Origin of the sequence: Serratia sp. Tan611, assembly GCF_905188235.1 — a bacterium.
In the GTDB taxonomy this organism is placed as follows: Bacteria; Pseudomonadota; Gammaproteobacteria; order Enterobacterales; family Enterobacteriaceae; genus Serratia_B; species Serratia_B rhizosphaerae.
Genome location: NZ_LR994655.1, coordinates 4,116,900 through 4,143,337, shown reverse-complemented (window position 1 = coordinate 4,143,337; position 26,438 = coordinate 4,116,900). Strand labels below are relative to the sequence as shown.

Genomic DNA, 26,438 nt, shown 5'->3' with positions numbered 1-26,438 from the left:
GCTTTTCTATGAAAAATAAAAAAATGGGATTCAAAAAAAATAATTTGTTAATGATGTTACCTCTGGCGGCACTGGCGGCGTTTAATGCTGATGCGGCAGAAAATAAAAAAATCGGCGGTGTTTTTACCGGATTTGTTGATGATAGCCATGCCGATCTTTCCTTCCGCAATGTATTTAAAAACCTGAGTACGGAAGATTACGGCTCGCGCTCTAACCAGACCGCGTGGGGGCAGGGAATTACGCTGGATTACCAGTCGGGCTATATCAACGATATGCTCGGGGTGGATGCGTCATATTATGGCGTGGTCAAATTGGCCGCCAGCGATGATTTCTGGGGGCGCAGCGTGCTGTATAACGACGATGGCCAGGCGAAAGGTTTTAACAAGCTGGGGCAGCTGTATATGAAGGCGCGCCTGGGGGATGAGGATACCTATCTGCGTCTCTACGGCGGCTGGCAGCAAATTAAAAAGTGGGGCGCGCTGAATAACTCGACCCGCGCTATCCCGAGCACCTATCTGGGCTGGCGCGGCGAAACCGGCAGCGGGCCGCTGCGCTTGCGCGGCGCCTATGTCACGCGCTACAGCGACAGGGACTCCCCGGAGAAAGTGCATTTCCGCACCGCCGACAAGAAGCAGATTAGCCAGATCGCCACCGGCGAGCTGAGCTACGCGCAGCGTGACTACGGCGCCCGCTATTTCTTTGGCGAAAGTCATAACTATCTGCAGCGTCACGGCCTGGAGTTTGACTGGCGGCCGGCGATGCTGGCGGACTATCGCGCTGTGCTCGGCACCCAGCTTTATATGAACCATGGGCTGCAGGACTGGACCAGCATGTCGCCGAGCAAGAAAACCTTTGACCGCGATGCCTACCACGCCGCGCTGTCGCTGAACTGGCAGGCCGGGCGCTGGAAGAACAAGGCCGGTCTCTCCTATACGCGCGCGCACCTGTCGCAGGGGCTGGGGCGTTTTGAATGGCACCTGGCGAAGCTCAGCCGCGGCACCTTTAATTCGATGGCCGACAGTTGGGGCAACGACTATGTCGGCCATAACGAAAAAATGGTGGCCTGGACGTTTGGTTATGCCGTGACGCCGGAAGTTGAAATGGGGATGGTGACCAACTACGGCTGGGGCATGAAGTATCAGGGACGCGGCATCCAGCGCGGCGAAACCCTGATGTATTCGCGCTGGACGCCGTCAGCGGTGAAGGACCTGAGCCTGCAGCTGTCCGGCGGGCCATCCTGGAACTACCAAAGCCAGAACAACCGGCCGATATTGACCGCCGACGGCAAACCGATGCGGGCGCAAAACCACTCGGTCGAACTGCAGGTCGATTACAAATTTAATCTGTTCTAACGCCGCTTGATTCAGCGCAGCGTGGCAAACTGCGCTGAATTATTAGCCCGTCAATATAGTTTCCTTTGTTACAAACTGCTCTCGGCTCGAGAGTTGATTTTAACTATCTGTATTTTATCTGTTTATATTATTTTTTTGTTTTTACAGCAAAGGGTAACATAATTTAATCTAAAGTATTTATCGGCGGTGCTTCACTTTTTCATTTGCGCCCTTACCGGGTGGCCGCAGGATAATCGTCATTATTTTATGCAGGCTGATGGCGTCACTTCATTCCCCATTGTTTGAGAGTTGGCACAATGAAAGACTTGAAGATAGCAATCAGCACCGGTTTGTCCGCCAGTATTGAAACCCTGCGGCAAGTCGTGCGTGTCGCACACACCGATTACACCGACGTGGCGGCGGTGGTAGTCTCCGTCGATGATGTGAACGCCGGTATTCTGGCTCGTTTGCAGGCGACCGGGTTTAACATACCGGCCTTTGTTGCCGTTGAAGAGGAAGAACCGCTGTCGCCGGATTATCTGCCGCTGGTGACCGGCGTTTTCACCCTGAGCGGCACCAGCAAGGCGTTTTATATGGCGCAGCTGGAAGCCGCGGCAGACGCCTATGAGCAGGCGCTGCTGCCGCCGTTTTTCAAGACGCTGAAAACCTATGTAGAGATGGAGAATTCTACCTTTGCCTGCCCGGGGCATCAGGGAGGGGAATTCTTTCGTAAGCATCCGGCGGGGCGGCAGTTTTTCGATTTTTATGGCGAAACCCTGTTCCGTTCCGATATGTGCAACGCCGATGTGAAACTGGGCGATTTGCTGATCCATGAAGGGGCGGCGAAGGATGCGCAAAAACATGCCGCGCGGGTATTTAACGCTGACAAAACCTACTTTGTGCTCAACGGTACCTCCGCGGCGAACAAGGTGGTGACCAACGCGCTGCTGACGCGCGGCGATCTGGTGCTGTTCGATCGCAATAACCACAAGTCCAACTATCACGGCGCCCTGATTCAGGCAGGCGCCACGCCGGTCTATCTGGAAACCGCGCGCAACCCGTTCGGATTTATCGGCGGTATCGATGCCGGCTGTTTTGACGAAGCGTACCTGCGCCAGCAAATCTGCGAGGTGGCGCCGGACAAGGCCGAGGCGGCACGGCCGTTCCGGCTGGCGATTATTCAGCTCGGCACCTACGACGGCACCCTCTACAACGCCCGGCAGGTGCTCGACACCATCGGCCACCTGTGTGATTACATTCTGTTTGATTCCGCCTGGGTGGGCTATGAAGGCTTTATCCCGATGCTGAAAGAGTGCTCGCCGCTGCTGCTGGAGCTGGACGAGCACGATCCAGGCATCTTCGTCACTCAGTCGGTGCACAAACAGCAGGCGGGCTTTTCGCAGACCTCGCAGATTCACAAGAAAGACGATCATATCAAGGGGCAGAAGCGCCACTGCAACCATAAGCATTTGAATAACGCCTTTATGCTGCATGCATCGACCAGCCCGTTTTATCCGCTGTTCGCCGCGCTGGACGTCAACGCCAAAATGCACGCCGGTGAGGCGGGGCGACGCATGTGGATGGAGTGCGTGCGGCTGGGCATTGAAACGCGTAAACAGCTGCTACAGCGCTGCAGTCAGCTGCGACCGTTTATTCCGCCGCAGGTGGACGGGCAGGCATGGCAGAGCTTTGACAGTGAACACATCGCCGGCGACGCACGTTTCTTCACCTTCGAGCCGGACGCGGTCTGGCACGGCTTTGCCGGCTATGCGCAGGAACAGTATCTGGTCGACCCGTGCAAACTGCTGCTGACTACGCCGGGCATTGATGCCCAGACCGGGCAGTACGGTGAATTCGGCGTGCCGGCGGTGATTCTGGCCAACTTCCTACGGGAAAACGGCATCGTGCCGGAAAAGAGCGATCTCAATTCGCTCCTGTTCCTGCTGACCCCGGCGGAGAAACCGGCCAAAATGGCGCGCCTGGTGGATAAGCTGGTGCAGTTTGAGCGCTATATTGAACAGGATGCGCCGCTCTGTGAGGTGTTGCCGACGGTATACCGCAAACATGAGCGGCGCTACCGCAACTACAGCATTCGTCAGCTGTGCCAGGAGATGCACGACCTGTATGTCAGCCATGACGTGAAACGGCTGCAGCAAGAGATGTTCCGTCAGGCGCACTTCCCGCCGGTGATGATGAACCCGCAGGACGCCAACGTGGCGTTTATCCGCGATAACGTCGAGCTGGTGCCGATATCGCAGGCGGCGGGGCGTATTGCCGCCGAAGGGGCGCTGCCTTTTCCGCCGGGCGTGCTGTGCGTGGTGCCGGGGGAGGCGTGGGGCGGCGCGGCGCAGCGCTATTTCCTGGCGCTGGAGGAGGGAATCAACCGTCTGCCGGGCTTTTCGCCGGAGCTGCAGGGCGTGTATGTCGAGAAAAAGGACCACGGCTGGAAGCGGATTTTCGGCTACGTGGTCAAGCCGTAACCGCCGCGTGGCGTGAGGAAAAAAACAGGGGCGCATTGCGCCCCTGTTTGCATGACTTAACGGCGACGATAGCTCTTCTGTGCGGTGTTCACCTTCACCAGATAGCGCCGCGACTCGCCGGCCGGGTGCTTGGTGGTCAGGGTGGTGTACACATCGCCCGGCTGCATGTCGTTAATGACGTCAAACGCCTTGCTGCGGTTGCTGGAGAACACGCGCAGCACGCTGCCGGCGCCGCCGTTGTAGGCGGTGATCACCGCGTAGCGCCGCGAGGTCGGGTTCTTGATGCCGCCCAGGTAGTTGTTCTGCAGAATCGCCAGATAGGCGGTGCCGGTATCGATATTGTTCGCCGGATCGAACAGGTAGCTGCGGCTTGGTTTGCCCCATTTGCCGTGCATCTGGAACACATCCTTACCGGCGGTATGCTGCACCACCTGCATCAGGCCGAGCGCGTCGGAACCGCTGACCGCATATGGGTTAAAGCTGGATTCGGTCTGCATAATCGCCAGAATCAGCGACGCTTCCACGCCGTATTTCTCCGAGGCTTTACGCACCATCGGCAGGTACTTATGCGCACGTTTATCCAGGTGGTTCGGCACCAGCTGAATGGTGACCGAGTAGATTACGTGCAGGCCGGAGGTGCGTTTTTGCAGCTTGTTCTGCACCAGATAGTCGGCGAAGTGCGCGGCGCGCCACTCCCAGCGGATCGGCTGGCCTTTGTTATCCACCACCTGGCCGTAAAGGAACGGCTCTTTGCTGATCTGGATATCGTTGGCGTCGGAATAAAGGTCAACCGAGCTCGGGTCGTCGCCCATCAACAGGGTGGTGACGATCGCCTTGCGCAGGCTGGCGGCCGGATCGGTCGGCGAAATGGTTTCAAAGGTGATGGTGCCGGCATCAAAGTTGATGTGGCTGCGCGTCAGATACTGATCGGTATATTTGACGTAATCCTTCGGCCCGGCGATCAGAACTTCGTTCAGACCCCAGATATTTTCGATGTTGTGGGCGAACTGGCCCATCAGAATGTCGAAGCCGTTGGTGTCTTTCACCCAGGCTTCGTTGAACTCATCGCTTTTTTTACCGGAACAGGAAATCAATAAAGGTGCTATCACTAGCAAAGCTAAAATTTTCTTCATCTTAAGCCGTATTTTGATGAATGTAATCGGGCATTGCAGGGGCCAGCGCCGGCCCCGAAACAGGTTATTCGCTCGGCGGCGTGTAGCCTTCGATATGGACGTCGTGGCCTTCAAACAGGAAGCGCACCATCTCCGCTTCCAGCAGCTTGCGGTCGTCCGGGTTCATCATATTGAGCTTTTTCTCGTTGATCAGCATGGTCTGCTTCTTCATCCACTCGCCCCAGGCTTCTTTGGAGATTTCGTTGAAGATGCGTTTACCCAGCTCGCCCGGATACAGCTGGAAATCCTGCCCTTCGGCGTCACGCTGCAGGTAGGTACAAAAAATGGTTCTGCTCATGCTAGTTCCTCATCGGTGGCGCTGTTGCCAAATAGATTCGATTGGGTCGGCGGCTGTTTGACCAGCTGTTGCAGCAATCGCTCAACAGGCGCGGCCAGTCCGACCGACGGCGGCTGCGCCAAGTTATACCAGAGACCGTCGCCTTCATCCATGGCGCCGCCGGCACCGTCGAGCGGTAGCCACATCGGCACGATATCCAGATGAAAATGGCTGAACGTATGGCGAAACGCCGTCAGTTGTTGCGCGTGCTCTGCGTTCAGACCCCGCTGTTGCAGCCAGAGTTCCATTTCCTGACGAACGGCGAACTGCGGGAAACAGAACAGGCCGCCCCACAGGCCGACCGCCGGACGCTGCTGCAGCCAGACGCGCTCGCCCTGTTGCAGCAACAGGAAATAGGCGGTTTTTTCCGGCAGCGTCTGTTTCGGCTTCTTGCCCGGATAGTTGGCCCAGCTGTGGTTGGCATAGGCGATGCAGCCGTTGCTGAGCGGGCACAGCTCGCATTTCGGTTTCGAGCGGGTGCAGACCAGCGCGCCGAGGTCCATCATCGCCTGGTTGAACTGGCCGACGCCTTCCGCCGGGGTGACTTCGCCGCTGATTTGCCACAGACGGTTCTCCACCGGCTTTTTGCCCGGCCAGCCTTCTACCGCATAGCAGCGTGCCAGCACGCGCTTCACGTTGCCGTCGAGGATCGGATAGTGCTGCCCCAGCGACAGCGACAGAATGGCGCCGGCGGTGGAGCGGCCGATGCCGGGTAGCGCGGCAATTTCTTCAAAGCTGGTCGGGAATTCGCCGCCATGTTGTGCGACAATGGTCTGTGCCGCCTTGTGCAGATTACGCGCACGGGCGTAGTAACCGAGCCCGGTCCACAGATGCAGCACTTCGTCCAGCGGCGCGGCGGCCAGCTGGCTGACGGTGGGAAAACGCGCCATAAATCGCTGAAAGTATGGAATGACGGTGGCAACCTGAGTCTGTTGCAACATCACCTCGGAGAGCCATACTTGATAGGGCGTTTTATCTAATTGCCACGGCAGCGTTTTGCGCCCGTAGCGTTGGTACCATTCAAGCACTTGGTGCGAGAACTGGCGTGCTTGCATCATAATCGGGTTTCGTATCAGACTGATATTGATGCGCGATTGCAGCATAGTGCGCTGGTGGTGTAAACCGGAACTTTCCGACGGTAGCGATATCGTTGCTTCTCACATCGGGAAAGATGCCGGAGAGAGAAGATGAACACTTGCTAAACCGGGCTATCTTTGCATAATGCGCCTTTCCCTAATTGGCAGCCAAACAGACAGAAAGCACTATGATTAATGACGTCATCTCCCCGGAATTCGATGAAAACGGCCGCGCCATGCGCCGCATTCGCAGTTTTGTGCGCCGCCAGGGGCGGTTGACCAAAGGTCAGCAGCACGCGCTGGACCACTACTGGCCGGTAATGGGCGTGGAATATCAGACGCAGCCTGTCGATCTGAAGGAACTGTTCGGCCGCGATGCGCCGGTGGTGCTGGAAATCGGTTTTGGCATGGGCGCCTCGCTGGTGACCATGGCGGGCAACAACCCGCAGCAGAACTTTTTAGGGATTGAAGTACACTCGCCGGGCGTCGGCGCCTGCCTGGCCGATGCCCATGAGGCGGAGCTGAGCAACCTGCGCGTGATGTGTCATGATGCGGTTGAGGTGCTGGAGAATATGATCCCGGATGGCTCGCTGGAGATGGTGCAGCTGTTCTTCCCGGATCCGTGGCATAAGGCGCGCCATAATAAACGCCGCATCGTACAGACGCCGTTTGTCGAACTGGTGCTGCGCAAACTGAAAGTCGGCGGCGTGTTCCATATGGCCACCGACTGGCAACACTATGCGGAACATATGTTAGAGGTGATGAACGGCGTTGCCGACTACCGTAATCAGTCGGAAACCGGCGATTACGTCCCGCGTCCGGCATCGCGTCCGTTAACCAAATTTGAATTACGCGGCCAGCGTCTGGGACATGGCGTTTGGGATTTGATGTTTGAGAGGAAAGCATAATGGCTAAGAACCGCAGTCGTCGTTTACGTAAAAAGTTGCATATCGAAGAGTTTCAGGAACTGGGCTTCTCCGTCGCCTGGCGCTTTGCCGAAGGCACCGCGGTTGAGGACATCGACGCGACCTTGGACGCCTTCATTGACGAAGTGATCGAACCTAACGGCCTGGCCTTTGACGGCAGCGGCTATCTGCAGTGGGAAGGTCTGATTTGCCTGCAGAAAATGGGTCACTGCACCGAAGAGCACCGCGAGCTGGTGAAAAACTGGCTGGAAGCGCGCAACATGACTGAAGTGAAAGTCAGCGATCTGTTTGATATCTGGTGGGACTGATCGCCGGCTGTGAATAGCGGGGCCGGATACGTCCGGCCCGTCATGCCGCGGAATTGTCATAAGGTGCCTGAGGGCGCCTTTGTTTTGTCCGGAGAAAAGAGTTGGTAACAGCATTGGATAACGCGCTGCTGGCGGAGATTCTGCAGCAGGTGCGTCCGTTGATCGGCAGCGGCAAGGTCGCTGACTATATTCCCGCGCTGGCGGAGGTGCCGGCGGATCGTCTGGGGATTGCCGTGTGCACCGTCGATGGCGCGCTGTATCAGGCGGGCGACGCGGCGGAACGCTTCTCCATCCAGTCAATCTCCAAAGTGCTGAGCCTGACGCTGGCGCTGACGCGCTATCAGGAGAGCGAAATCTGGCAGCGGGTGGGGAAAGAGCCTTCCGGCCTGCCGTTCAACTCGCTGCTGCAGCTGGAAATGGAGCAGGGCAAGCCGCGCAATCCGTTTATCAACCCGGGGGCGCTGGTGGTGTGCGACATGCTGCAAACCCGCCTGAGCGCGCCGAAGCAGCGGATGCTGGAAGTGGTGCGTCAGCTGGCCGGCGAAGACGATCTGGCCTACGACGCGCGCGTCGCGCGTTCCGAATTTGAGCACTCCGACCGCAATGCGGCGATTGCCTACCTGATGAAGTCGTTCGGCAACTTTGAAAATGACGTGCTGACCGTGCTGCATACCTATTTTCACTACTGTGCGCTGCGGATGAGCAGTATTGAGCTGGCGCGCAGCTTTGTTTATCTGGCCAATAACGGGCGCGACCTGCAGGGTAATGCGGTGATCTCTCCGCTGCAGGCGCGGCAGATCAATGCGCTGATGATGACCAGCGGCATGTATGACGGCGCCGGCGAATTCGCCTACCGGGTCGGCATGCCGGGCAAGTCGGGCGTCGGCGGCGGTATCGTGGCGATCGTGCCCGACGAGATGGCGATTGTCGTCTGGTCGCCGGAGCTGGACGCCTCCGGCAACTCGCTGGCGGGAACTGCGGCGCTGGAACTGTTGTCTCAACGAATTGGTCGTTCGATTTTTTAGATCCCGCTGTGGTTACCCGCGTACGGGTATACGGTTGGAAGGGAATCTCAGGAGAAATTATGTTGAAGAAAACCGGCTTGGCATTATTGCTGTTCACCGCCGTGCAGGCGCATGCCGCCTACCAGTGCAATGTTAAACCGCAGGACGATGTGATTATCAGCCCGCAGAGCGTACAGGTGGTGGGTGCCAGCGGTAATCTGCAGATCTCGCCGGACGGCGATGTGACCCGCGACGGCCAGGCGCTGACGCTGAGCGACAGCCAGCGCCAGCAGGCCTTCCGCTACCAGACGGCGCTGCGTAAAGAGCTGCCGTGGATCGATGACGGCGCGCAGCAGCACCTGGAAAAGGCGCGCGTGGCGCTGGATAAGGTGATCGTCAAGGAATTGGGCAGCGACAGCAACGTGCGTAACCGCCTGACCACCCTGAACGGCCAGCTGAAGCAGCAGATGAACCGGATTATCGAGCACCGCAGCGACGGCCTGGCCTTCCACCACAAAGCCATTGCGCAGGTTGAACAGGACGGCCGCAATATCGTGCAGCAGAGCATGGGCGGCGTGCTGCAGGACAGCCTGAACGAAATGGGCGTCAAGCAGGCGGCCAACAGCGGCGGTAACCCGCTGCAGGCTATCATGGGCAACCTGGGCGGCCTGCAGAAGGCGATCCATAACGAGTGGAACAACCAGGAGCAGGATTTCAAAAACTTCGGCCACGACGTCTGCAACCGCGTCACCTCGCTGGAAGACCAGCGCAAGGCGTTACTGAGTTCGTTGAAGTAAGGCGGAGAGATCGTTGGGGCTGGACAATGAAAGCGCCGTGTAGCGGGGCTTCCATTTTATCCGGACTTATCACGCAAAAAGCGCCGAATTCGGCGCTTTTTTATGGTTACTCGTCGGCTAAAAACAGCTCCAGCAGCGAGTTGAGGAACAGCTTGCCATGTTCGGTAATCTGCCAGCGGTCGGCGTTTTCCGTCAGATAGCCTTTTGCCAGCGCCTGATCCAGCTGCGGGCGGATTGCGCTTTCATCCAGCCCGGTGTAAATGCGGAACTCGTCGCGCGGCGCAGCTTCCAGCAGCCGGAAGCGGTTCATAAAGAATTCGAACGGCCGATCCGCCGTCGCTACCTCATGCTGCTTCGCCATATAGTTGCCCTGCATAAAACCGCGCGGATGCTTGGTTTTTTCGGTGCGCACAATGCGTCCGTCGCTGAAGGTCAGTTTGCCGTGCGCGCCGCAGCCGATGCCCAGATAATCACCGAAGCGCCAGTAGTTCAGGTTGTGCTGGCACTGATAGCCCGGCTTGGCGTAGGCCGAGGTTTCATACTGCTGGTAGCCGGCGGCGGTCAGCAGTTCATGCCCTTGCTGGAAAATGTCCCACAGCGCGTCGTCATCCGGCAACGGCGGCGGGCGCGAGCCGAACAGGGTATTTGGCTCAATGGTCAGCTGATACCACGACAGATGCGGCGGATTCAGGGCGATGGCCTGGCGCAGGTCATCCAGCGCTTCTTCCAGCGACTGGTCCGGCAGCCCGTGCATCAAATCCAGGTTAAAACTGCGCAGGCCGAGGCCGGTAGCCAGCTGCGCCGCACGTTTGGCCTCTTCCGGGCCGTGGATGCGGCCCAGGCGCTCCAGCTTCTGGTGGCTGAAGCTCTGCACGCCAATCGAAATACGGTTAACGCCGGCGCGCTGGTAGCCGCTGAAGCGGTCGGCCTCAACGGTGCCGGGATTGGCCTCCATGGTGATTTCGGCGTCGTCGGCGACGGGAATGCGCGCCCGCACGCCGTCCAGCAGCCTTTGCATCGCTTCCGCGCTCAGCAGGCTGGGGGTGCCGCCGCCGATAAAGATGGTGCTGATGCTGCGACCGCCGGCGAGCGGCAGGTCGGCGTCCAGATCCGCCAGCAGATGGTCGACATATTCCTGATGCGGCACCTCGCCCTTCAGCGCATGCGAGTTGAAATCGCAATAGGGGCACTTCTGCACGCACCACGGAATATGGATGTACAGGCTCAGCGGCGGCAGTTGTACGGCGTTACTGGGCATTGCGCATCGCTTCCAGCAGCAGTTTCAACGCCTGACCACGGTGCGAGACGGCGATTTTATCCTCGCGCGTCAGCTCGGCGGCGGTGCGCTGCAGTTCCGGGACGTAGAAGATCGGATCGTAACCGAAGCCGCCGCGGCCGGCGGAGGTGGTGGTGATTTCCCCGGCCCAGCTGCCGTGGAACACCAGCGGCGTCGGGTCGGCGGCGTGGCGCAGATACACCAGCACGCAGTGGAAGCGGGCGCCGCGTTGCCCGGCGGGCACCGCCTGCATGGCATCCAGCAGTTTGTCCAGATTCTGTTGGTCGCTGGCGTCTTCGCCGGCGTAGCGGGCGGAATAGATGCCCGGCGCGCCGCCGAGCGCATCCACCGCCAGGCCAGAGTCATCGGCGATTGCCGGCAGGCCGGTAACCTGTGCCGCGTGGCGCGCCTTCAGGATGGCGTTTTCGATAAACGTCAGGCCGGTCTCTTCGGCGGACTCGACGCCCAGCTCGGTTTGCGCCACGATGTCCAGACCGAAATCGGCCAGCAGCGCGGCGAGTTCGCGTACTTTACCGGGGTTGCCGGTGGCAAGAACGACTTTTTGCATAGTGATACCTTGAAGCTTTAGTCAATCAGCGCCGCAATAACCGGCGGGCGCTGTTGCGGATGAATAATGCGTAACTGTTTATGCCGGCCCAGTTCGCCTTTTTCGATAGTGATGTTGCTCTTCGCCGCCTTGAACTGCTTGGCGAGAAACTTGATCAGATGGGCGTTAGCCTGGCCGTCCACCGGCGGCGCGGTGATGGCGACTTTTATCTCGTCGCCATGCAGACCGATAATCTGGTCGCGGCTGGCCTTCGGCTGAATATACAGCCTGATGACCAGCCCGTCCGGCAGCAGGGTGACGGCGCTCACAGCAGGAACCAGATCTCGCCGAACAGATCCATACCCAGGTAGTTGATGAGATACAGGATCAGAATCACTACCATCGCCGAGAAGTCAATGCCGCCCATCGCCGGGATAATACGGCGGATCGGCGCCATTAGCGGCTCGGTCAGCTGATACATCACGTAGTCAATCGGGCTGCGGCCCTGGCTGATCCAGCTCATCAGGGCGCGGATGATCATCACCCAGAAAATCAGATAACCGGCGGACTTCACCAGCGAAATCAGGCCGAACAGCAGGTTATACGGGCTGAGCGCCATGGCGCCGCCCTGAATCAGCAGCAGCAGCGGATACTTGATGGTCATCAGCAGGAACGCCAGCAGCAGCGAGGCGCTGTCGATCGGCCCCAGCGAAGGCAGGACGCGACGCAGCGGGCCCACTACCGGCTGGGTGATTTTCACCACGAACTGGGAAAACGGGTTATAAAAATCGGTGCGCGCCCACTGCATCCAAATGCGCAGCAGCAGCACCATAACGTAAATATCAATAACGGTCTTGACCAGGAAAGTCAGCGTTAGCATTGCGTGGTTCGCTCCTTAATTAGAATGATTTTTCCATTTCCTGCGCACGGGAAACGGCCGCCTGCATCGCCTGAGCGACGGTTGCCGGCAGGTGTTGTTCGTTAAGCACGCGCAGCGCTTCGGCGGTGGTGCCGCCTTTTGACGTCACCTGTTCGCGCAGGGTCGACAGCGACGTTTCCGGGTTGGCTTCCACCAGCGCCGCCGCGCCGCTGGCCGCCTGCTGCACCAACTCGCGCGCCTGCTGGCTGCTGAAGCCCATCTGTTCGGCGGCCTGCTGCATGGACTCCATAAACAGGAAGAAATAGGCCGGCGCGCTGCCTGCGGCGGCAATCACGCCGTTAATGCCGTTCTCATCGTCCACCCAGCAGACTTTGCCCACCGAACCCATCAGCGCGCCGGTGAAGTCGCGATCCTGCTGGCTGACCTGTGGCGGCGCGTACAGGCCGCTCATACCTTTCCCGACCAGCGACGGGGTGTTCGGCATGATGCGCACGATATTGAGCGACTGGCCGAGCAGTTGATAGAAACGCTCGACCCGAACGCCGGCGGCGATCGACAGTACCAGCTTGCCGTCAAAACTGACCTGGCTCTGCAGCGCCTGGCAGACGTCGGCCATCAGCTGCGGTTTTACCGCCAGCACCACCACATCGGCGTCCTGTGCACAGGCGGCGTTGTCGGCGCTGCTGATAATGCCATAGTCGGCGGCCAATGCATCGCGATTGTTCGGCGACGGCGCGCAGACGCTAATCAGGTTGGCCGGATAGCCGCCGCTGACCAGACCGGCGATGATAGCGCGCGCCATATTGCCGGCGCCAATAAAAGTAATCTTGCGGTGTTGCATATCGTTCCTCGTCTGTACTGTCAGGCCTGCGAATAATCACGGGCACCAAAAATCGCGGTGCCGATGCGTACCAGGGTACTGCCGGCGCTAATCGCCGCGGACATATCATCAGTCATGCCCATCGACAACGTATCCGCCTGCGGGTGCTGCTGCTGCAACTGCAAAAAGGCCTGCTGCATCCGGCCGAAGACCTCCAACTGCCGCTGAGGCTCTTCCTCCGGTGCCGGGATAGCCATCAGGCCGCGCAGCGTCAGGCGCGGCATGGCGGCGACGGCCTGCGCCAGCTGCGGCAACTCGTCCAGCCCGATGCCGGATTTGCTCTGTTCATCGCTGATGTTGATCTGGATTAACACATTGAGCGGCGGCATTTCGGCCGGACGCTGGTCGTTCAGCCGCTGGGCGATCTTTTGCCGGTCGACGGTGTGGCACCAGGCGAAGTGTTCGGCCACCAGACGGCTTTTATTGGATTGCAGCGGGCCGATAAAGTGCCACTCCAGCGCCGCGCCCTGCGGCTGCGTGCTGAAATACTGGATTTTTTCGACCCCTTCCTGCACGTAGTTTTCGCCAAAGGCGCGCTGCCCGGCATCGATGGCTTCTGCGATCGCCGCTACAGGTTTGGTTTTGCTGACTGCAAGCAGCGTCACCTCTTCCGGAGCGCGTGCGCAACTTTCGGCAGCGCGAGCAATACGGCTCCTGACATCCTGCAGATTCTGTTGGATAGTGCTCATTTTTGGTCCGGGAGATAGATATGGATATCGATGAATTTGTGGCCCTTAGTGTAAAGCATAATGCTTCCGATCTGCACCTTTGTACCGCCCAACCGTTGATGATGCGCATCGATGGTGAACTTCAGCCGCTGACGGGCGACGCCGTTCTGCCCGCAGAAGACATGCAACGGCTGTGTGCGGCGCTGCTCGACGAGCGCCAACTGCGGCAGCTGCGACGAACCGGTCAGTTGGATTGTGCCTTGACGACCACGGGCGGGACGCGGCTGCGCGCCAACTTTTTTTATCAGCGCACCGGCGTGTCGCTGGCGCTGCGCCGCATTGCGGAACGCTGCCCGACGCTGGAACAGCTGCAGGCGCCGGCGATTATTCCGGCGCTCACCGAGCGGGAAGAGGGGCTGATTCTGGTGACGGGAGCGACCGGCAGCGGCAAGTCCACCACGCTGGCGGCGATGATCGACCATATCAACCGTCATCAGCGGCGGCATATATTGACGCTGGAAGATCCGATCGAATTTATCCATCACAGCGCGCAGTCGCTGATTCAGCAGCGTGAACTGGGCCGCGATACCCGCAGTTTCGACGCGGCGTTAAGCGCGGCGCTGCGCGAAGATCCTGACGTTATTCTGGTGGGTGAACTGCGCGACAGCGCCAGCATCCGGCTGGCGCTGACCGCGGCGGAGACCGGGCATCTGGTGCTGGCGACGTTGCACACCCGTAATGCTCCCCAGGCGGTTGAACGGGTGATCGACGTTTTTCCGGCGGAGGAGAAAGCCTACGTGCGTGCCCAACTGGCCAGCGGTTTACAGGCGGTGATTGCGCAGAAATTACAGCGCAGGGTCGGCGGCGGCAGAACGGCGGTGTTTGAGATCCTGACGGCGACGCCGGCGGTAAGCAGCATGATTCGCGAGGGAAAAACGCATCAGCTGGCCAGCGTATTGCAAAGCGGCGCGCAGGCCGGCATGCAAACCTTTGCTCAGGGCATACAGCAACGTATTGCGCAGGGAATTTTATAATGACACAATCCTGACGCGAGAATGATAATATGGACGTTGTTAATTTTTATTTTTAATTTGGCTGTCGTTCTCCCCTGTGATTATTAATTTCACGGGGCGCATAGCCATACGCGGATTATCTTGCCCATGAATAAGGATGTTCTTATGGATACCTGGCTGGTTGTTGACGATCATCCGGCAATCTGTTTCGCCGTCAAAACAATGCTGGCGCAGTTAGGTGATAATGTAATTATAACGGCGAACAGCGGCACTGACGCGCTGGCGAAAATAAAAGAGCACCGCCCCGGCATGGTGATTCTGGATATCATGCTAAATAAAATGGACGGCCTGCAGGTTCTCCAGCGTATTCGTCAGCTGAACAGCGCCATCAAGGTTATCGTCTATACCGGCCTCCCGGCGGAGAATTACGCAGAGCGGGCCATGCGCGCAGGCGCCCGCGGATTCTTTCATAAAGATCAGGACATCAGCCAGCTGGTGCCGCTGTGTCAGCTGGTACTGCAGGGCTATGCCTGCTTTCCTTATGATGCGGTAACGCCGTTGTTTAATACTGCGGAGCGGAATAGTAATGCGTTGGCGCGCCTGTCCGATCGTGAATTAACGGTATTACGCTATTTGTCAGAGGGCTTGAGTAATAAGGATATTGCCGACAGATTGTTGCTCAGTAATAAAACAATCAGCACTTATAAGAGTCGTCTGATTGAAAAGTTTAATGGCAAATCTTTGGAGGAGGTTTATGCGCTATTGAACGAGCAGGGAAGCACGGAAAATAATGGCTAAATATATATTATTATTTTTATCGCTGTTTTCCGCTTGCGTATATTCCGTCACGCTATCGCCAAGCCGGGAAATCAATTTGGTCAGCCGTGGGCAGGTGCAATTGGCGGATCCCGACCTGAGCAGCGATGACTGGCTGTGGCTGCGGCGTAAACGCGTATTGGTATTCGGCCTGGCGGCGCCGCACTATCCGCCGTTTGATATCACCAGCGGCGCCAATGATTATGGCGGCATCAACGCCGATTACCTCGGTATTCTCGCCTATAACCTCAATGTGCAGATCAAAGTGCGTTACTACGAAAATGACGCCGCTTTGCGGCAGGATCTGCAAAAGGGCGTGGTTGATATGATCGGCAACGTGGCGGCAATGGGGCAAGAGGAGCCCGGCCTGCGGCTGACCAAAGCCTATGTGCCGGCAGCACCTGCGCTGGTGCTGCGCACCGACAGTCTGCTGCGCTTCCAGCCGCTGAAGGAGATTGCCATTGAAAGCCAGTATCGTAATAACCCGCGCATTCTGCAGCGTTTTCCCGTAGCCGACTATCAGAGCCTGGACGTTCCCCGCCGTGCGCTGGAGGCGCTGTCGTTCAAAAAACTGGATGCCTTTATCGGCGATGCGACGGTCGCCCGCTACCTGATTAATCAGGGGAATCTGAACAACCTGCGCATTCAGCTGCTGCCGCCGCAGGAGGTGCGCGGTTTTTCCTTTGGTCTGGCGGCGGACAACGAACGCCTGCAAACAATCCTCGACGCCGTGCTGTCGATCATTCCTGAAAGCACGCAGGCGGAGATTCAAAGCCGCTGGAACGGCGGCATTCCGATGTCGCAGGGGGGAGAGCACCTGCTGCTGACGTCGCTGGAGCGTAAGTGGGTCGAGGATCATCCGCATGTGCGGGTGGTGGTCAACGGCGACTTTCCGCCGCTGAGTTTCTTCGATGTGCAGGGCGGTTTTCGCGGGTTAAGCGCCGATGTGATGGATGCCATCTCCGATCGCACCGGCCTGAAGTTCGATATTATCCGTGCCCGTTCGCTCAAGGATTCGCTGAATGCGGTTCACGCCGGCAAGGCGGACGTGGTGGTGGGGCTGACGCTGGATTCCGTCTGGCCAAACGGCCTGATGACCACCCGTTCTTTTCTGGTTAACTCCTGGGTGCTGGTGGGATTGGCGAGCCAGAAGGCGCAGGGCGATCCGCAGGTGATCGCCCTGGTCGACGGCCATCCGCTGCAGGCGTTCCTGCAGGAGCGCTATCCGGAGAGCCGTATCATCAGCGTAGACTCGCCGCAGGCCGGAGTTGACGCGGTGAAAAAGCGCCGGGTGTCGGCGCTGGTGCTGCCGATGATTAGCGCGGATTTCTTCCTCGCGCATGAGCAACCCGACGGGCTGCATATTCTGGAATCGCTGGATACCGAACCGGCGCACTTCGTGATTGGCGTCGCCGGCACCGAATATCCGCTGGCGACCATTCTGGATAAGGCGCTGCTCAATATACCACCGGAAGATATCCATGCCATGACCAGCAACTGGTACAACAATACCTATCTGCTTGAGGGGGCGCAAAGCAGCGGCAAGCGCTGGTTCCGCTACTATCCCGCGCTGCTGTTCGGCACCAGTCTGATGCTGATTTTGCTGGCCACGGCGTATTTCATCAGCCAGATGCGCAACAAGCGGCAGCTGACCCGCCGCTGCCAGCTGGTGATGGACGCCGTGCCGCTGCCCATCTATATGACCAATCTGCAGGGGCAGATCGTGATGGCGAACGCGTCGTTTTACCGCGCCATCGGCGCTACGGCGCCGCAGATTATCGGCACCTCTCTGGATGATATCCCGTTGGGGCTGCCCGGCGCGTCAGATATTGCGCTGACCGACGGCGAGAAGGGCAAGGGGATGTTCGTCACCCGCTATTTACAGATGGGCGAGCAGCGGCACACCCTGCAGCAGTGGAATTCGCTGTGGATCACCGAAGGGCGCCGGGCGGAGGGGAAAATAGGCGGCTGGTTTGACGTGACCGAGCGCGATCGCCTGATCGAGCAGCTGCGCCAGGCGAAAGAACATGCCGACCGCGCCAACCGCGCCAAAACTACCTTTCTGGCGACGATGAGCCATGAGATACGCACGCCGCTGAATGCCATTATCGGCATGCTGGAACTGCTGCTGAACCGCCAGCCGGGCGATGAGCCGGCGGATATCGAGCTGCTGGGCGTGGCCCATGAGTCGGCGCACTCATTGCTGACGCTGATCGGCGATATTCTCGATATTTCGCGTATTGAAGCGGATCGTCTGGTGCTGCACCCTCAGCGCGCCGACATCCGGCGGCTTATCGAGTCGATGGCCATGCTGTTTGACGGCGTTGCCAGACAGAAGGGGCTGGATTTCAGGTTGGAAATCGATGCGGAAATTACCGGCGACGTACTGGTCGACCCGGTACGTTTCAAACAGGTGCTGTCGAATCTGGTGAGCAACGCGATCAAATTTACCGAACAGGGGCAGATCACCTTAAGCGCGGTGGTGGAGAAGGTCACCAAAGAGCATTTTGATCTGCGCCTGCAGGTTTCCGACACCGGCAAAGGCATCGACGCCCGCACGCTGGGACGACTGTTCCGGCCGTTTACCCAGGGGCAGAACGACGTCGGCGGCGCGGGGCTCGGCCTGTTTATTTGCCGTAAGCTGGTGGCGATGATGGGCGGTTTTATCAGCGTGAACAGTGAGGTCGGGCTGGGCAGCGAATTTACCGTGGCGCTGTCTATGGCGCGCCTGCGGCGGATGGACGTACAGCCGCAGAGCAACGATACGACTCCCCAGCCGGAGCGGAGCCTGCGGGTGCTGGTGGTGGAAGATCACCATGCCGGGCGCATGTTGCTGAGCCGCCAGCTGACGTTTCTCGGCCACTGCCCCACGGCGGCAGAGGATGGTGAACAGGCATTGGCGCTGCTGGAGCATTCCCCGTTCGATCTGATTATCACCGACTGCCATATGCCTAATCTGGATGGCTATAGCCTGAGCCGCCAGATACGGCTGAATGAGCGTGAGCGGCATCTGGCGCCGTCAATTATCTGGGGCCTGACCGCCAACGCGCAGGAGAGCGCACGCGAAGCGTGCCTGCGGGCCGGCATGAACGATTGTCTGTTTAAACCGGTCAATCTGGCGATGCTGCAGAAGACGTTGCAGCGTCTGCCGGTGAACGCGCCAGCAGCGGCGCACCAGGAGGCGATTTTCGCCAGACTTCCGGCGGAGCTGCAGCAGCCGGAGGTACTGCAGGAGTTTATCGCCACCCTGTTAAGCAGCCTGCATGAGGATGGCGGCCGGCTGCGTAAGGCGCTGCGGCAGCAACCCGTGCCGTGGGACGACGTTCAGGCACTGGCGCACAAGCTGGCGGGCGCCGCACGGTTGTTGCATGTCGATGCGCTGGACCGGGCGTGCCGGGCGTTGCAACAGACCAGCGAGATGGCGCTTGCCGGGCGGGTGCTGGATGAAACGGAACGTCTGGCGTCACGGCTTGAGGGACTACAGGATAATCATCCTTTCCTACAGCGTGATTAAGATGCCGTTGGCTTTTAAGGTAAGCGGCAAAATTTTAGACTTGTTGTGGACAGGAAGGGGAGCATCGGGCTCTCCGAGTCCATGTAATATTTAAGGATAATATCATGAAAAAAATGACTAAAATGGCAATCCTGCCGGTAGTAATGGCGCTGGGCGTTGGTTTCTCTTCCATGGCGTCTGCCGCTTATAACTGCGACGCTAAGCGTTCTGCTATTGAATATCAAATTCAGCAGGCGGAAAGATACGGCAACTACAACCGCGTAGCCGGCCTGAAGCGTGCGCTGAGTGAAGTCAACGCGCGTTGCTCTACCGGTAGCGCTGTAGTTGACGTGCAGAAGAAAGTCGAAAAGTTAGAGCGTAAGCTGCTGGACAAGAAAGAAGACGTCCGTGATATCAAAGCCGACCTGCGCAAAGCACAGGCAAAAGGCGACGCGAAGAAAGTGGCTAAATATCAGCGTAAGCTGCGTGAAAAGCAGGCTGAAGTTAAAGAAGTGGCCGCTGAACTGCGTCAGGCGAAAGCTGAACTGGCGGCAGCACGTAAATAATCCGATAGACAACGTTCACGCATGGAAAGCGGCGAACAGTCTAGTGAGAAGCGAGGCGCTACTATGCGCCTCTTTTTGGCGTTGATAAAACGCCGGAATCGTGTGGTTGATACTCAAGGAACGAATGAAACCCGCCCTGCGCTTTACCCTGCTTCCTCTGGCGCTTGCCACCACTTGCGCGCAGGCGGAAGTGAACAAAATTTACCTTATCTTTAACGATACCTATAAAGGCCGCGCTGCAGTTACGCTGGATGCGGCGGGTATGCCGTGCGTGACTCCTACCTTGCTCAGCGAGTGGGGCGTACGGGGAAAACTCGCCGCAGGGCTGGCGACCTCGGCCGATGGCTGCGTGTCGGCCGACGAACCCGGCGTGCAGTTCTTTTATGAACCGGTATCACAACTGCTGACGGTGGACGTTTCACCGCGGATGGTCGGCGGCGGCGATATCAGCCATCGTTGGGACGACGGCGTTAACGCCGGTTTTATCGACTATCAGCTTAACTACGGCCACTATGCCGCCGAGCGTTATCGGGACGCCGAACGGCGCTATAGCCTGTTTGCGGAATTGAACACCGGCCTGAACCTGGGGGCATGGCGTTTGCGTTACCAGCCGGTCTATCAGAAAGACGCCTGGGGCCAGCCAAGCTGGCATACGGAAAAAGCGCTGGCCTATCGCGATCTGAAAGCCTGGCGCGCATTGTTGAGCATCGGTGATAACAACACGCCGTCGACCCTGTTTGATAACGTTAAGTACCGTGGCATCCAGCTGGCGTCGGACGATCGGATGCTGCCGGAGAGCCTGCGGCAGTTTTCGCCGTGGATCCGTGGTATGGCGCGCAGCAACGCCGAGGTTAAAGTGCGGCAAAACGGCGAGGTGATTTACCAGACTTTTGTATCCCCCGGCGCGTTTATTCTGAAGGACGTGTATCCCCCGGATCCCGATGGCGACATTAGTGTGACCGTGCGTGAAAGCGACGGAACGGAAACCGAGCGCAAACTGCCTTACTCCGCGATGCCGAATCTGGTGCACGGCGGCAGGCTCAAGTACGACCTGACGCTGGGTAAATACCAGCCCTATTTTGGCATAGAACAGCAGCAGCCGCAGTTTGGCCTGCTGTCCGCCAGTTACGGCCTGCCGGCGAAAACCACGCTGTATGGCGGCATATTGCTGTCCGGGCTGTATCGCAGCGCCGCCGTGGGCGTGGGGAAAAGCTTCAACCAGTGGGGGGCGCTGTCGGTGGATTACAACTATGCCGCGGCGCGTCAGCCGCGTCGTTCTGCCGACGATCGCGGCGGCATGTGGCGCCTGCGTTACGCCAAGGTAATCCCGTCCTGGGAGTCATCCGTCAGTCTGCTGGCGCAATATTATCCGCGGCAGCGTTACCGGACGTTTGGCGATGGGGTAGAGCAGCAGACGCTTTACTGGTGGGATTGGGATGACGATATGTTTATCGGCGATTTCGACGCCGAGAAAAAGTACCGTCTGGAGGCGCGTTACAATCAGTACTTCTCCGAGTCGGACAGCCTGTATCTGACGCTGGCGCGTGAGGCAATGCGCGGCCAGGATAAAGGTGAAACCAGCGTAGAGTTGGGGTACAGCGCCACCTGGGGCGCGGTTGACGTCAATCTGTATGCGGAATACAGCCGCAGGAATTACGGCAAAGAGCAGGGGCAGCTCGGGCTGTCGTTTTCAGTACCGCTGGGCAAACTGGCGCTGCCGCGTATGAAGTTGAATTACGATCACCGGCTGGCGAAAAACGGCGCCGGCAGCCGGCGGGTCGGCGTCAGCGGTACGCTGCTGTCGGATTACAGCCTGAGTTACGATCTCAGCACCAGCCAGAGCCAGAGCTATGGCAGCAGTCAGGATGCCAGCGCCAGTTATCAGTACAACGCCGGTTCGCTGCGTCTCGGCTATGCACGCGGTCGGAACTATCGCCAGCAGAATGTCGAGCTGGCCGGCAGCCTGATGGCCCATGCCGGCGGCGTGACGCTGGGGCAAACGCTGGGGGAAACCATGGCGATCGTACAGGTGCCCGGCTCATCGGGCATCGGCGTCGACAACCAGTACGGCGTCACTACCGACTGGCGCGGCTATGCGGTGGTCAGCACGCTGACCCCTTATCGGATTAACCGGCTGTCGTTGGATACCTTTGAGCTGCCCGACGACGAAGAATTACCGCAGCCGGAAATCGAGGTGGTGCCGACGGCGGGGGCGATCATGTTCAGCCGCTTCGTGCCGGCGCAGAAACTTACGCTCCCAGATGCTGCTCGAACCAGCTCTCCAGAATAACCACCGCCGAGGCGGAATCCACGCTGCCTTTATCCAGCGCGCGGAAACCGCCGCGGTCAAACAGATGCGAACGCGCTTCCACGGTGCTCAGCCGCTCGTCATGCAGCTCCACCTGAACGCCGAAGCGGCCATGCAGGCGGTTGGCGAACTTGCGCGCCCGGGCGGTCAGCGGCTGTTCCGTGCCGTCCATATTGAGCGGCAGGCCGACGATGACCAGATCCGGCTGCCACTCCTGCAGCATTTTTTCGATTTTCTGCCAGTCCGGCGTGCCGTCCTGTGCTTTAAACGCCGCCAGCGCGCGTGCGGTGCCGGTAATTTCCTGACCGATGGCCGCGCCGATGCTTTTGGTGCCGAAGTCAAAGGCGATGAGGGTGCGGTTGCTCATCAGGCATGTCCTGCATGGTTGGCGATGCTGCGGATATCGACGCCGAGACGGTTGGCCGCTTCACGCCAGCGGTTGGCGATCGGCGTGTGGAACAGGATTTCGCTGTCGGCTTCTGCGGTCAGCCAGGCGTTTTCCAGCACCTCCTGCTCCAACTGGCCTTTTTCCCAGCCGGCATAGCCGAGGGCGACCAGCACTTCCTGCGGCTGCTCCGGGGTGCCCAGCGTCTCCAGCACGTCTCGTGAGGTGGTGATCATGGTCTCCGGCGAAATCTGAATGCTGGCGTCAAAGCCCGGCTGCGGCGTATGCAGAATAAAACCGCGGTCGTCCGCCAGCGGGCCGCCGGCATACACCGGTTTATCCAGGCTGATGGCCGGGTCGCGTTCGGCCGGCGCAATCTTCAGCTTATCCAGCACGCTTTCTACCGTAAACTGTTCCACAGGTTTGTTGATCACCAACCCCATGGCGCCTTCTTCGTTATGCTCGCAGATGTAAATCACCGAGCGTTTGAAACGGGGATCCTGCATGGTTGGCATGGCGATAAGAAAGTGGTGCTGTAAATTCATGTCGGTCTGTCGATTATTGAGTAGGGTGGATAGTGACGCTGTCGCACCAATCAGGGCGCAAACGACGCGAAATCGGCAGCGCGGGCGATAACGCCGCGCTGCCCGTCAGCTTAACGCGTAGCCAGACGTTTTTCGATAGCATCCATCAACATACCGGTGATGGAGATCGGGAAGGCTGCTTCGATTTCACGCACGCAGGTTGGGCTGGTGACGTTGATTTCGGTCAGGCGGTCGCCGATCACGTCCAGGCCGACGAACACCAGGCCTTTTTCTTTCAGCGTCGGCGCGACGGTACGGGCGATCTGCCAGTCGCTTTCGCTCAGCGGGCGTGCTTCGCCGCGGCCGCCGGCGGCCAGATTACCTCGGGTTTCCCCCTGCGCCGGAATACGCGCCAGGCAGTAAGGCACCGGTTCGCCGTCGACCACCAGAATGCGTTTGTCGCCTTCTTTAATTGCCGGCAGGAAGTTTTGCGCCATGCAGAAACGGCTGCCGTGTTCGGTCAGCGTTTCGATAATCACCGACAGGTTCGGGTCTTCCTGCTTAACGCGGAAAATCGATGCGCCGCCCATGCCGTCCAGCGGCTTGAGGATAATGTCGCCGTGCTGCTGGTGGAACTTGCGGATGTGCGCGGCGCTGCGGCTGACCAGCGTATCCGGCGTCAGCTCCGGGAACCAGGCGGTGAACAGTTTTTCGTTGCAGTCGCGCAGGCTCTGCGGTTTGTTGACGACCAGCGTGCCTTTGACCTCTGCACGCTCCAGAATATAGGTCGCGTAAATATATTCGGTATCAAACGGCGGATCCTTACGCATCAGGATCACGTCCAGTTCCTGCAGCGCCAGATCCTGCTCGGCGCCGAAGCTGAACCAAGACTCTTTGTCTTCCTTGACGCTCAGTACGCGCGTGCGGGCGCGGCCATCGCCGGCATGCAGATAGAGATCGTCCATCTCCATATAGTGCAGCTCCCAGCCGCGGCGCTGTGCTTCCAGCAGCATGGCGAAGCTGGTGTCTTTCTTGATGTTGATGGATGAGATGGGGTCCATCACTATGCCGAGCTTAATCATTGTTCTTTCTCCTTTAACCCAGATCGCCGAAACGCACCTGGAGGGCGGTAATTGCGGTGAGCGCGGTAGTTTCGGTACGCAGAACGCGTGGCCCCAGCAGGATATCGGTAAATCCATGCCCGGAGGTCATTGCTATTTCATCGGCGGACAGGCCGCCTTCCGGCCCGATCAGCAGGCGGACGTGGTTAACCGGCAGCGGCAGCGTATTGATACTGTGGCTGGCGCGCGGATGCAGATTCAGTTTCAGGCTGTCGTCCTGCTCGGCACACCAGGCTTCCAGCGCCATGGCCGGGCGGACTAGCGGAATACGGTTGCGGCCGCACTGTTCGCAGGCGGCGATGGCGATTTTTTGCCACTGCTGGAGTTTCTTTGCCAGGCGTTCGCCGGACAGCGAGACGCCGCAGCGTTCGGAAAACAGCGGCGTAATGGTATTCGCTCCCAGCTCGATGGACTTCTGGATGGTGAACTCCATTTTGTCGCCGCGTGAGATGACCTGGCCGAGATGCAGGTTCAGCGGCGATTCGCGATCTTCCAGCCGGCCGTCGCCGGTGCGCACCCGTACGCTTTTTTTATCCGCCTGGGTGATTTCAGCGTCGAACACCTGGTTGCTGCCGTCAAACAGCTGCAGCGCCTGGCCCGAGCTCATGCGCAACACGCGCCCGACATGGTTGGCCGCGTCTTCGCTCAGGGCGACTTCTGAATGGGAACTCAGCGGTTCCGGGTGATAGATGCGAGGTATGCGCATAATGACGTTCTAATCCTGACGAAATTCGCAGCCGAAGCGCTGCGTCCTGAAAGACCAAGAGTATATACCCAAAGGCGGCCGAGCGGCAGCGGCGCCGTTGCCGCTGCTCTATGCAGACTATTTAGCTTTTGCGCTGCTGGCAAGCCTGCTGAATATACGGGTTATGGTTTCCCTGTACCTTAGCGATGCGTGCCTCGCGGCGACATTCCCAGTCGCTGACCGGGTACTGACGGTTCCACACCTCAAACAGCCGGGTCTGCTGGCGTGACAGACGCAGCTGGTAGCGATCGCGCATATAGAAATAGGTGCGGGCGATGGCGCCGCGGGCGCGGGCCGGCGGTTCCGCCTGTTTGTGTTTGAAGTCGACCTTCATCGGACACTGGCCGTATTGGCCTTCACCGCCGCGCCACTGGCTGTACATAAAGTTACTACGGTCGCCGTTTACTTCGCCGATCGCCGGCTGCAGGTTGTGCAGGTCGGTTTCAATTTTGCGGTATGCGGGATCCTTGTTGCAGTTTTTACGCCCGCCGTCGCGCCAGCACTGCAGCTGGTGGCCGAACTGCCAGGCTGGCACCACGTGTTCCCATTCGATTCGGCCGGCGCGCTGGGCATTTTTACGCGGCTGAAAGCCGCAGCCGTGGAGGTTGGGGATGCCTTTCTTGCCGTGCCACTGAATTTGGCAGCCGCAGTAGAAGCTGCCGGGGGCGTCCTGATTGATTTTGACCGCTGCCGCTTTGGCCTGGGAGAAGTTGTTGATGCCATGCGCGTTAACCGCGCCAGAAATGAAAACCATTGCGAACAAAATTTTGCGAAGCATATTCCAAAACAGCTCAAAATCAGAAAAGCACGCAGGGTAGCGGAAGTCGCAGGCAGTGGCAAATCAGGCTAATTATTTGTTTATCCGGCAGACTTGCCGGCGTTATGCATAGCGAGCCGTGCCGGCCGCTGGCGGAAAGCGGCGGCCGGAAGCGAGGTGAGGAATGGCGAAAAGTCTCAATCGCGCAGTTCGCGCGTTTCGCCGGCGGAGAAGACCAGTTTTTCGCCGCAACGGCGGCAGCGGTACTCGCTTTCGCCGCGCTGGATGCGGTTATGGCGACGCACCGTCAGCTGATGCAGCTGGCAGCGGCATTGGTAAGGGAAGGTTTTGCTCTGCACCGAGGCGATGCCGAATTGATGGGTGCGGCTGGCCGGCGTCTGCAGCACTTCTTCCATCATCCAGCGCCATTCGCGGCCGTGCGGCGCTGCCGCCTGACCGAAACGGCGGAATACCAGCAGGTGCGCCAGTTCGTGCGGCACGACTTCATCAATAAACGACTGCTTGTTTTCCATCAGCAGCACCGGGTTAAGGCGGATCTCCCAGTCTTGCAGCCAGGCGGTGCCGGCGCTGGTGCCGCGCTGCTGGTAAACGACCTTGGGTTCCGGAAATTCTTCGGCAAAATGTTGCCGGGCCAGCTGCAGTTTTTCCCGCAGGCAGCGCATCACTGCTTGTTGCAGTGCGATAGGGATTCTGATTTTGTTCATCGCCGCTAGCATAGACGCGGCGCGCGGGGCTGGCAATATGCCTCAGGATGAAAAAAGCGTATCGGTTTATGTAGGCTTACGTGCTTTTTTCACCACAATGATAAGCCGATCGGGCGGTGCGGATTGTAATCAAGGTGTTAACTGCGGGATAATAAAACGTGCCAGATAAGTCTGTACCCGCAGTTCTCACAGGACGTGGTCGAAAAAGCTCAAACGGCGTTGCACCCGCGATTCAGGGGCGTTTTGCGATTTAGCGCAATAACCGGCTACCTAAAAATAAGTAAGGTGTGGTGAGTTTTTTTG

26 protein-coding genes are annotated in these 26,438 nt (G+C 58.8%); 11 read left to right on the top strand and 15 right to left on the bottom strand.

Annotation, left to right across the window (positions count from 1 at the left end):
• Nucleotides 1–50: 50 nt before the first annotated feature.
• Nucleotides 51–1,352 (top strand): OprD family outer membrane porin, encoded by a 1,302-nt coding sequence (locus tag TAN611_RS19525; RefSeq protein ID WP_238404481.1) that lies wholly within the window; start codon nt 51–53, stop codon nt 1,350–1,352.
• Nucleotides 1,353–1,648: 296 nt separating this feature from the next.
• A complete protein-coding gene (speF, locus tag TAN611_RS19520; RefSeq protein ID WP_203066894.1) occupies nt 1,649–3,811 on the top strand; it encodes an ornithine decarboxylase SpeF in 2,163 nt (720 codons plus the stop codon).
• A 56-nt stretch (nt 3,812–3,867) separates the two neighbouring features.
• Here speF and mltC read toward each other — a convergent pair whose 3' ends face one another.
• The 3 genes from mltC to mutY form a co-directional block, all read right to left on the bottom strand.
• Nucleotides 3,868–4,944 (bottom strand): membrane-bound lytic murein transglycosylase MltC, encoded by a 1,077-nt coding sequence (gene mltC, locus TAN611_RS19515; RefSeq protein ID WP_105232516.1) that lies wholly within the window; start codon nt 4,942–4,944, stop codon nt 3,868–3,870.
• Between the two features lie 64 nt (nt 4,945–5,008).
• A complete protein-coding gene (locus tag TAN611_RS19510; RefSeq protein WP_015673808.1) occupies nt 5,009–5,281 on the bottom strand; it encodes an oxidative damage protection protein in 273 nt (90 codons plus the stop codon).
• A complete protein-coding gene (gene mutY, locus TAN611_RS19505; protein WP_370446959.1) occupies nt 5,278–6,423 on the bottom strand; it encodes an A/G-specific adenine glycosylase in 1,146 nt (381 codons plus the stop codon). Before mutY ends, TAN611_RS19510 begins: the two co-directional genes overlap by 4 nt.
• 161 nt (nt 6,424–6,584) lie before the next feature.
• Here mutY and trmB point away from each other — a divergent pair, with 161 nt between their 5' ends.
• From trmB to TAN611_RS19485, 4 genes are all read left to right on the top strand, one after another.
• Nucleotides 6,585–7,304, top strand: a complete 720-nt coding sequence (gene trmB / locus TAN611_RS19500; RefSeq protein ID WP_187044128.1) for a tRNA (guanosine(46)-N7)-methyltransferase TrmB — start codon at nt 6,585–6,587, stop codon at nt 7,302–7,304.
• Nucleotides 7,304–7,630 (top strand): YggL family protein, encoded by a 327-nt coding sequence (locus TAN611_RS19495; RefSeq protein ID WP_105232514.1) that lies wholly within the window; start codon nt 7,304–7,306, stop codon nt 7,628–7,630. Before trmB ends, TAN611_RS19495 begins: the two co-directional genes overlap by 1 nt.
• A 101-nt stretch (nt 7,631–7,731) precedes the next feature.
• Nucleotides 7,732–8,655: a glutaminase B gene (gene glsB, locus TAN611_RS19490; RefSeq protein WP_187044129.1), complete on the top strand. Its 924-nt coding sequence runs from the start codon at nt 7,732–7,734 to the stop codon at nt 8,653–8,655.
• Between the two features lie 59 nt (nt 8,656–8,714).
• Complete coding sequence (locus tag TAN611_RS19485) at nt 8,715–9,431, top strand: DUF2884 domain-containing protein (RefSeq protein WP_105232512.1); 717 nt, start codon at nt 8,715–8,717, stop codon at nt 9,429–9,431.
• Between the two features lie 106 nt (nt 9,432–9,537).
• Here the strand turns inward: TAN611_RS19485 and hemW are convergent, their stop codons facing one another.
• The 6 genes from hemW to TAN611_RS19455 are packed head-to-tail and all read right to left on the bottom strand — an operon-like array spanning nt 9,538 to nt 13,703.
• Entirely contained in the window at nt 9,538–10,689 is a 1,152-nt protein-coding gene (hemW, locus tag TAN611_RS19480; RefSeq protein WP_187044131.1) for a radical SAM family heme chaperone HemW, read from the bottom strand.
• On the bottom strand, nt 10,679–11,275 hold the full coding sequence (locus TAN611_RS19475; protein WP_203066893.1) for an XTP/dITP diphosphatase: 597 nt from the start codon (nt 11,273–11,275) through the stop codon (nt 10,679–10,681). The genes hemW and TAN611_RS19475 overlap by 11 nt, the downstream gene beginning before the upstream one ends.
• Before the next feature lie 17 nt (nt 11,276–11,292).
• Nucleotides 11,293–11,583 (bottom strand): DUF167 family protein YggU, encoded by a 291-nt coding sequence (yggU, locus tag TAN611_RS19470; protein ID WP_105232509.1) that lies wholly within the window; start codon nt 11,581–11,583, stop codon nt 11,293–11,295.
• Complete coding sequence (locus TAN611_RS19465) at nt 11,580–12,134, bottom strand: YggT family protein (RefSeq protein ID WP_015673797.1); 555 nt, start codon at nt 12,132–12,134, stop codon at nt 11,580–11,582. The genes yggU and TAN611_RS19465 overlap by 4 nt, the downstream gene beginning before the upstream one ends.
• A 19-nt stretch (nt 12,135–12,153) precedes the next feature.
• Nucleotides 12,154–12,975: a pyrroline-5-carboxylate reductase gene (gene proC, locus TAN611_RS19460; RefSeq protein ID WP_105232508.1), complete on the bottom strand. Its 822-nt coding sequence runs from the start codon at nt 12,973–12,975 to the stop codon at nt 12,154–12,156.
• A gap of 20 nt (nt 12,976–12,995) precedes the next feature.
• Nucleotides 12,996–13,703 carry a YggS family pyridoxal phosphate-dependent enzyme gene (locus TAN611_RS19455; protein ID WP_111736487.1) on the bottom strand — a complete coding sequence of 236 codons (708 nt, stop codon included), beginning with the start codon at nt 13,701–13,703 and terminating at the stop codon, nt 12,996–12,998.
• A gap of 20 nt (nt 13,704–13,723) precedes the next feature.
• Here TAN611_RS19455 and TAN611_RS19450 point away from each other — a divergent pair, with 20 nt between their 5' ends.
• The 5 genes from TAN611_RS19450 (at nt 13,724) to TAN611_RS19430 (ending at nt 21,860) form a co-directional block, all read left to right on the top strand.
• Nucleotides 13,724–14,716: a type IV pilus twitching motility protein PilT gene (locus TAN611_RS19450; protein ID WP_111736488.1), complete on the top strand. Its 993-nt coding sequence runs from the start codon at nt 13,724–13,726 to the stop codon at nt 14,714–14,716.
• Between the two features lie 144 nt (nt 14,717–14,860).
• Nucleotides 14,861–15,493 carry a response regulator transcription factor gene (locus tag TAN611_RS19445; RefSeq protein ID WP_158684837.1) on the top strand — a complete coding sequence of 211 codons (633 nt, stop codon included), beginning with the start codon at nt 14,861–14,863 and terminating at the stop codon, nt 15,491–15,493.
• The gene (locus TAN611_RS19440) at nt 15,486–19,025 is read left to right on the top strand and encodes a transporter substrate-binding domain-containing protein (RefSeq protein ID WP_111736489.1); all 3,540 of its coding nucleotides are present in this window, start codon (nt 15,486–15,488) and stop codon (nt 19,023–19,025) included. The genes TAN611_RS19445 and TAN611_RS19440 overlap by 8 nt, the downstream gene beginning before the upstream one ends.
• 104 nt (nt 19,026–19,129) lie before the next feature.
• On the top strand, nt 19,130–19,570 hold the full coding sequence (locus TAN611_RS19435) for a DUF1090 domain-containing protein (RefSeq protein ID WP_105232503.1): 441 nt from the start codon (nt 19,130–19,132) through the stop codon (nt 19,568–19,570).
• A 124-nt stretch (nt 19,571–19,694) separates the two neighbouring features.
• Nucleotides 19,695–21,860: a fimbria/pilus outer membrane usher protein gene (locus tag TAN611_RS19430; RefSeq protein ID WP_203066892.1), complete on the top strand. Its 2,166-nt coding sequence runs from the start codon at nt 19,695–19,697 to the stop codon at nt 21,858–21,860.
• Here TAN611_RS19430 and ruvX read toward each other — a convergent pair.
• From ruvX to TAN611_RS19400, 6 genes are all read right to left on the bottom strand, one after another.
• On the bottom strand, nt 21,820–22,245 hold the full coding sequence (ruvX, locus tag TAN611_RS19425; protein WP_105232501.1) for a Holliday junction resolvase RuvX: 426 nt from the start codon (nt 22,243–22,245) through the stop codon (nt 21,820–21,822). The genes TAN611_RS19430 and ruvX overlap by 41 nt on opposite strands.
• Nucleotides 22,245–22,808: a YqgE/AlgH family protein gene (locus TAN611_RS19420; RefSeq protein ID WP_105232500.1), complete on the bottom strand. Its 564-nt coding sequence runs from the start codon at nt 22,806–22,808 to the stop codon at nt 22,245–22,247. The genes ruvX and TAN611_RS19420 overlap by 1 nt, the downstream gene beginning before the upstream one ends.
• A gap of 110 nt (nt 22,809–22,918) precedes the next feature.
• Nucleotides 22,919–23,869, bottom strand: a complete 951-nt coding sequence (gshB, locus tag TAN611_RS19415; protein ID WP_111736491.1) for a glutathione synthase — start codon at nt 23,867–23,869, stop codon at nt 22,919–22,921.
• Between the two features lie 13 nt (nt 23,870–23,882).
• Nucleotides 23,883–24,614, bottom strand: a complete 732-nt coding sequence (gene rsmE / locus TAN611_RS19410) for a 16S rRNA (uracil(1498)-N(3))-methyltransferase (protein ID WP_111736492.1) — start codon at nt 24,612–24,614, stop codon at nt 23,883–23,885.
• 121 nt (nt 24,615–24,735) lie between these two features.
• Entirely contained in the window at nt 24,736–25,431 is a 696-nt protein-coding gene (endA, locus tag TAN611_RS19405) for a deoxyribonuclease I (protein WP_197950880.1), read from the bottom strand.
• 176 nt (nt 25,432–25,607) lie between these two features.
• The gene (locus TAN611_RS19400; protein WP_105232496.1) at nt 25,608–26,135 is read right to left on the bottom strand and encodes a SprT family zinc-dependent metalloprotease; all 528 of its coding nucleotides are present in this window, start codon (nt 26,133–26,135) and stop codon (nt 25,608–25,610) included.
• Nucleotides 26,136–26,438: the final 303 nt, after the last annotated feature.

What these genes read in the sequence shown, in the direction of transcription:
- TAN611_RS19525 (WP_238404481.1), top strand. Translation starts at nt 51, where the DNA reads ATGATGTTACCTCTGGCGGCACTGGCGGCGTTTAATGCTGATGCGGCA.
- speF (WP_203066894.1), top strand. Translation starts at nt 1,649, where the DNA reads ATGAAAGACTTGAAGATAGCAATCAGCACCGGTTTGTCCGCCAGTATT.
- mltC (WP_105232516.1), bottom strand. Translation starts at nt 4,944, where the DNA reads ATGAAGAAAATTTTAGCTTTGCTAGTGATAGCACCTTTATTGATTTCC.
- TAN611_RS19510 (WP_015673808.1), bottom strand. Translation starts at nt 5,281, where the DNA reads ATGAGCAGAACCATTTTTTGTACCTACCTGCAGCGTGACGCCGAAGGG.
- mutY (WP_370446959.1), bottom strand. Translation starts at nt 6,423, where the DNA reads ATGCTGCAATCGCGCATCAATATCAGTCTGATACGAAACCCGATTATG.
- trmB (WP_187044128.1), top strand. Translation starts at nt 6,585, where the DNA reads ATGATTAATGACGTCATCTCCCCGGAATTCGATGAAAACGGCCGCGCC.
- TAN611_RS19495 (WP_105232514.1), top strand. Translation starts at nt 7,304, where the DNA reads ATGGCTAAGAACCGCAGTCGTCGTTTACGTAAAAAGTTGCATATCGAA.
- TAN611_RS19485 (WP_105232512.1), top strand. Translation starts at nt 8,715, where the DNA reads ATGTTGAAGAAAACCGGCTTGGCATTATTGCTGTTCACCGCCGTGCAG.
- hemW (WP_187044131.1), bottom strand. Translation starts at nt 10,689, where the DNA reads ATGCCCAGTAACGCCGTACAACTGCCGCCGCTGAGCCTGTACATCCAT.
- TAN611_RS19475 (WP_203066893.1), bottom strand. Translation starts at nt 11,275, where the DNA reads ATGCAAAAAGTCGTTCTTGCCACCGGCAACCCCGGTAAAGTACGCGAA.
- TAN611_RS19465 (WP_015673797.1), bottom strand. Translation starts at nt 12,134, where the DNA reads ATGCTAACGCTGACTTTCCTGGTCAAGACCGTTATTGATATTTACGTT.
- proC (WP_105232508.1), bottom strand. Translation starts at nt 12,975, where the DNA reads ATGCAACACCGCAAGATTACTTTTATTGGCGCCGGCAATATGGCGCGC.
- TAN611_RS19455 (WP_111736487.1), bottom strand. Translation starts at nt 13,703, where the DNA reads ATGAGCACTATCCAACAGAATCTGCAGGATGTCAGGAGCCGTATTGCT.
- TAN611_RS19450 (WP_111736488.1), top strand. Translation starts at nt 13,724, where the DNA reads ATGGATATCGATGAATTTGTGGCCCTTAGTGTAAAGCATAATGCTTCC.
- TAN611_RS19445 (WP_158684837.1), top strand. Translation starts at nt 14,861, where the DNA reads ATGGATACCTGGCTGGTTGTTGACGATCATCCGGCAATCTGTTTCGCC.
- TAN611_RS19440 (WP_111736489.1), top strand. Translation starts at nt 15,486, where the DNA reads ATGGCTAAATATATATTATTATTTTTATCGCTGTTTTCCGCTTGCGTA.
- TAN611_RS19435 (WP_105232503.1), top strand. Translation starts at nt 19,130, where the DNA reads ATGAAAAAAATGACTAAAATGGCAATCCTGCCGGTAGTAATGGCGCTG.
- TAN611_RS19430 (WP_203066892.1), top strand. Translation starts at nt 19,695, where the DNA reads ATGAAACCCGCCCTGCGCTTTACCCTGCTTCCTCTGGCGCTTGCCACC.
- ruvX (WP_105232501.1), bottom strand. Translation starts at nt 22,245, where the DNA reads ATGAGCAACCGCACCCTCATCGCCTTTGACTTCGGCACCAAAAGCATC.
- TAN611_RS19420 (WP_105232500.1), bottom strand. Translation starts at nt 22,808, where the DNA reads ATGAATTTACAGCACCACTTTCTTATCGCCATGCCAACCATGCAGGAT.
- gshB (WP_111736491.1), bottom strand. Translation starts at nt 23,869, where the DNA reads ATGATTAAGCTCGGCATAGTGATGGACCCCATCTCATCCATCAACATC.
- rsmE (WP_111736492.1), bottom strand. Translation starts at nt 24,614, where the DNA reads ATGCGCATACCTCGCATCTATCACCCGGAACCGCTGAGTTCCCATTCA.
- endA (WP_197950880.1), bottom strand. Translation starts at nt 25,431, where the DNA reads ATGCTTCGCAAAATTTTGTTCGCAATGGTTTTCATTTCTGGCGCGGTT.
- TAN611_RS19400 (WP_105232496.1), bottom strand. Translation starts at nt 26,135, where the DNA reads ATGAACAAAATCAGAATCCCTATCGCACTGCAACAAGCAGTGATGCGC.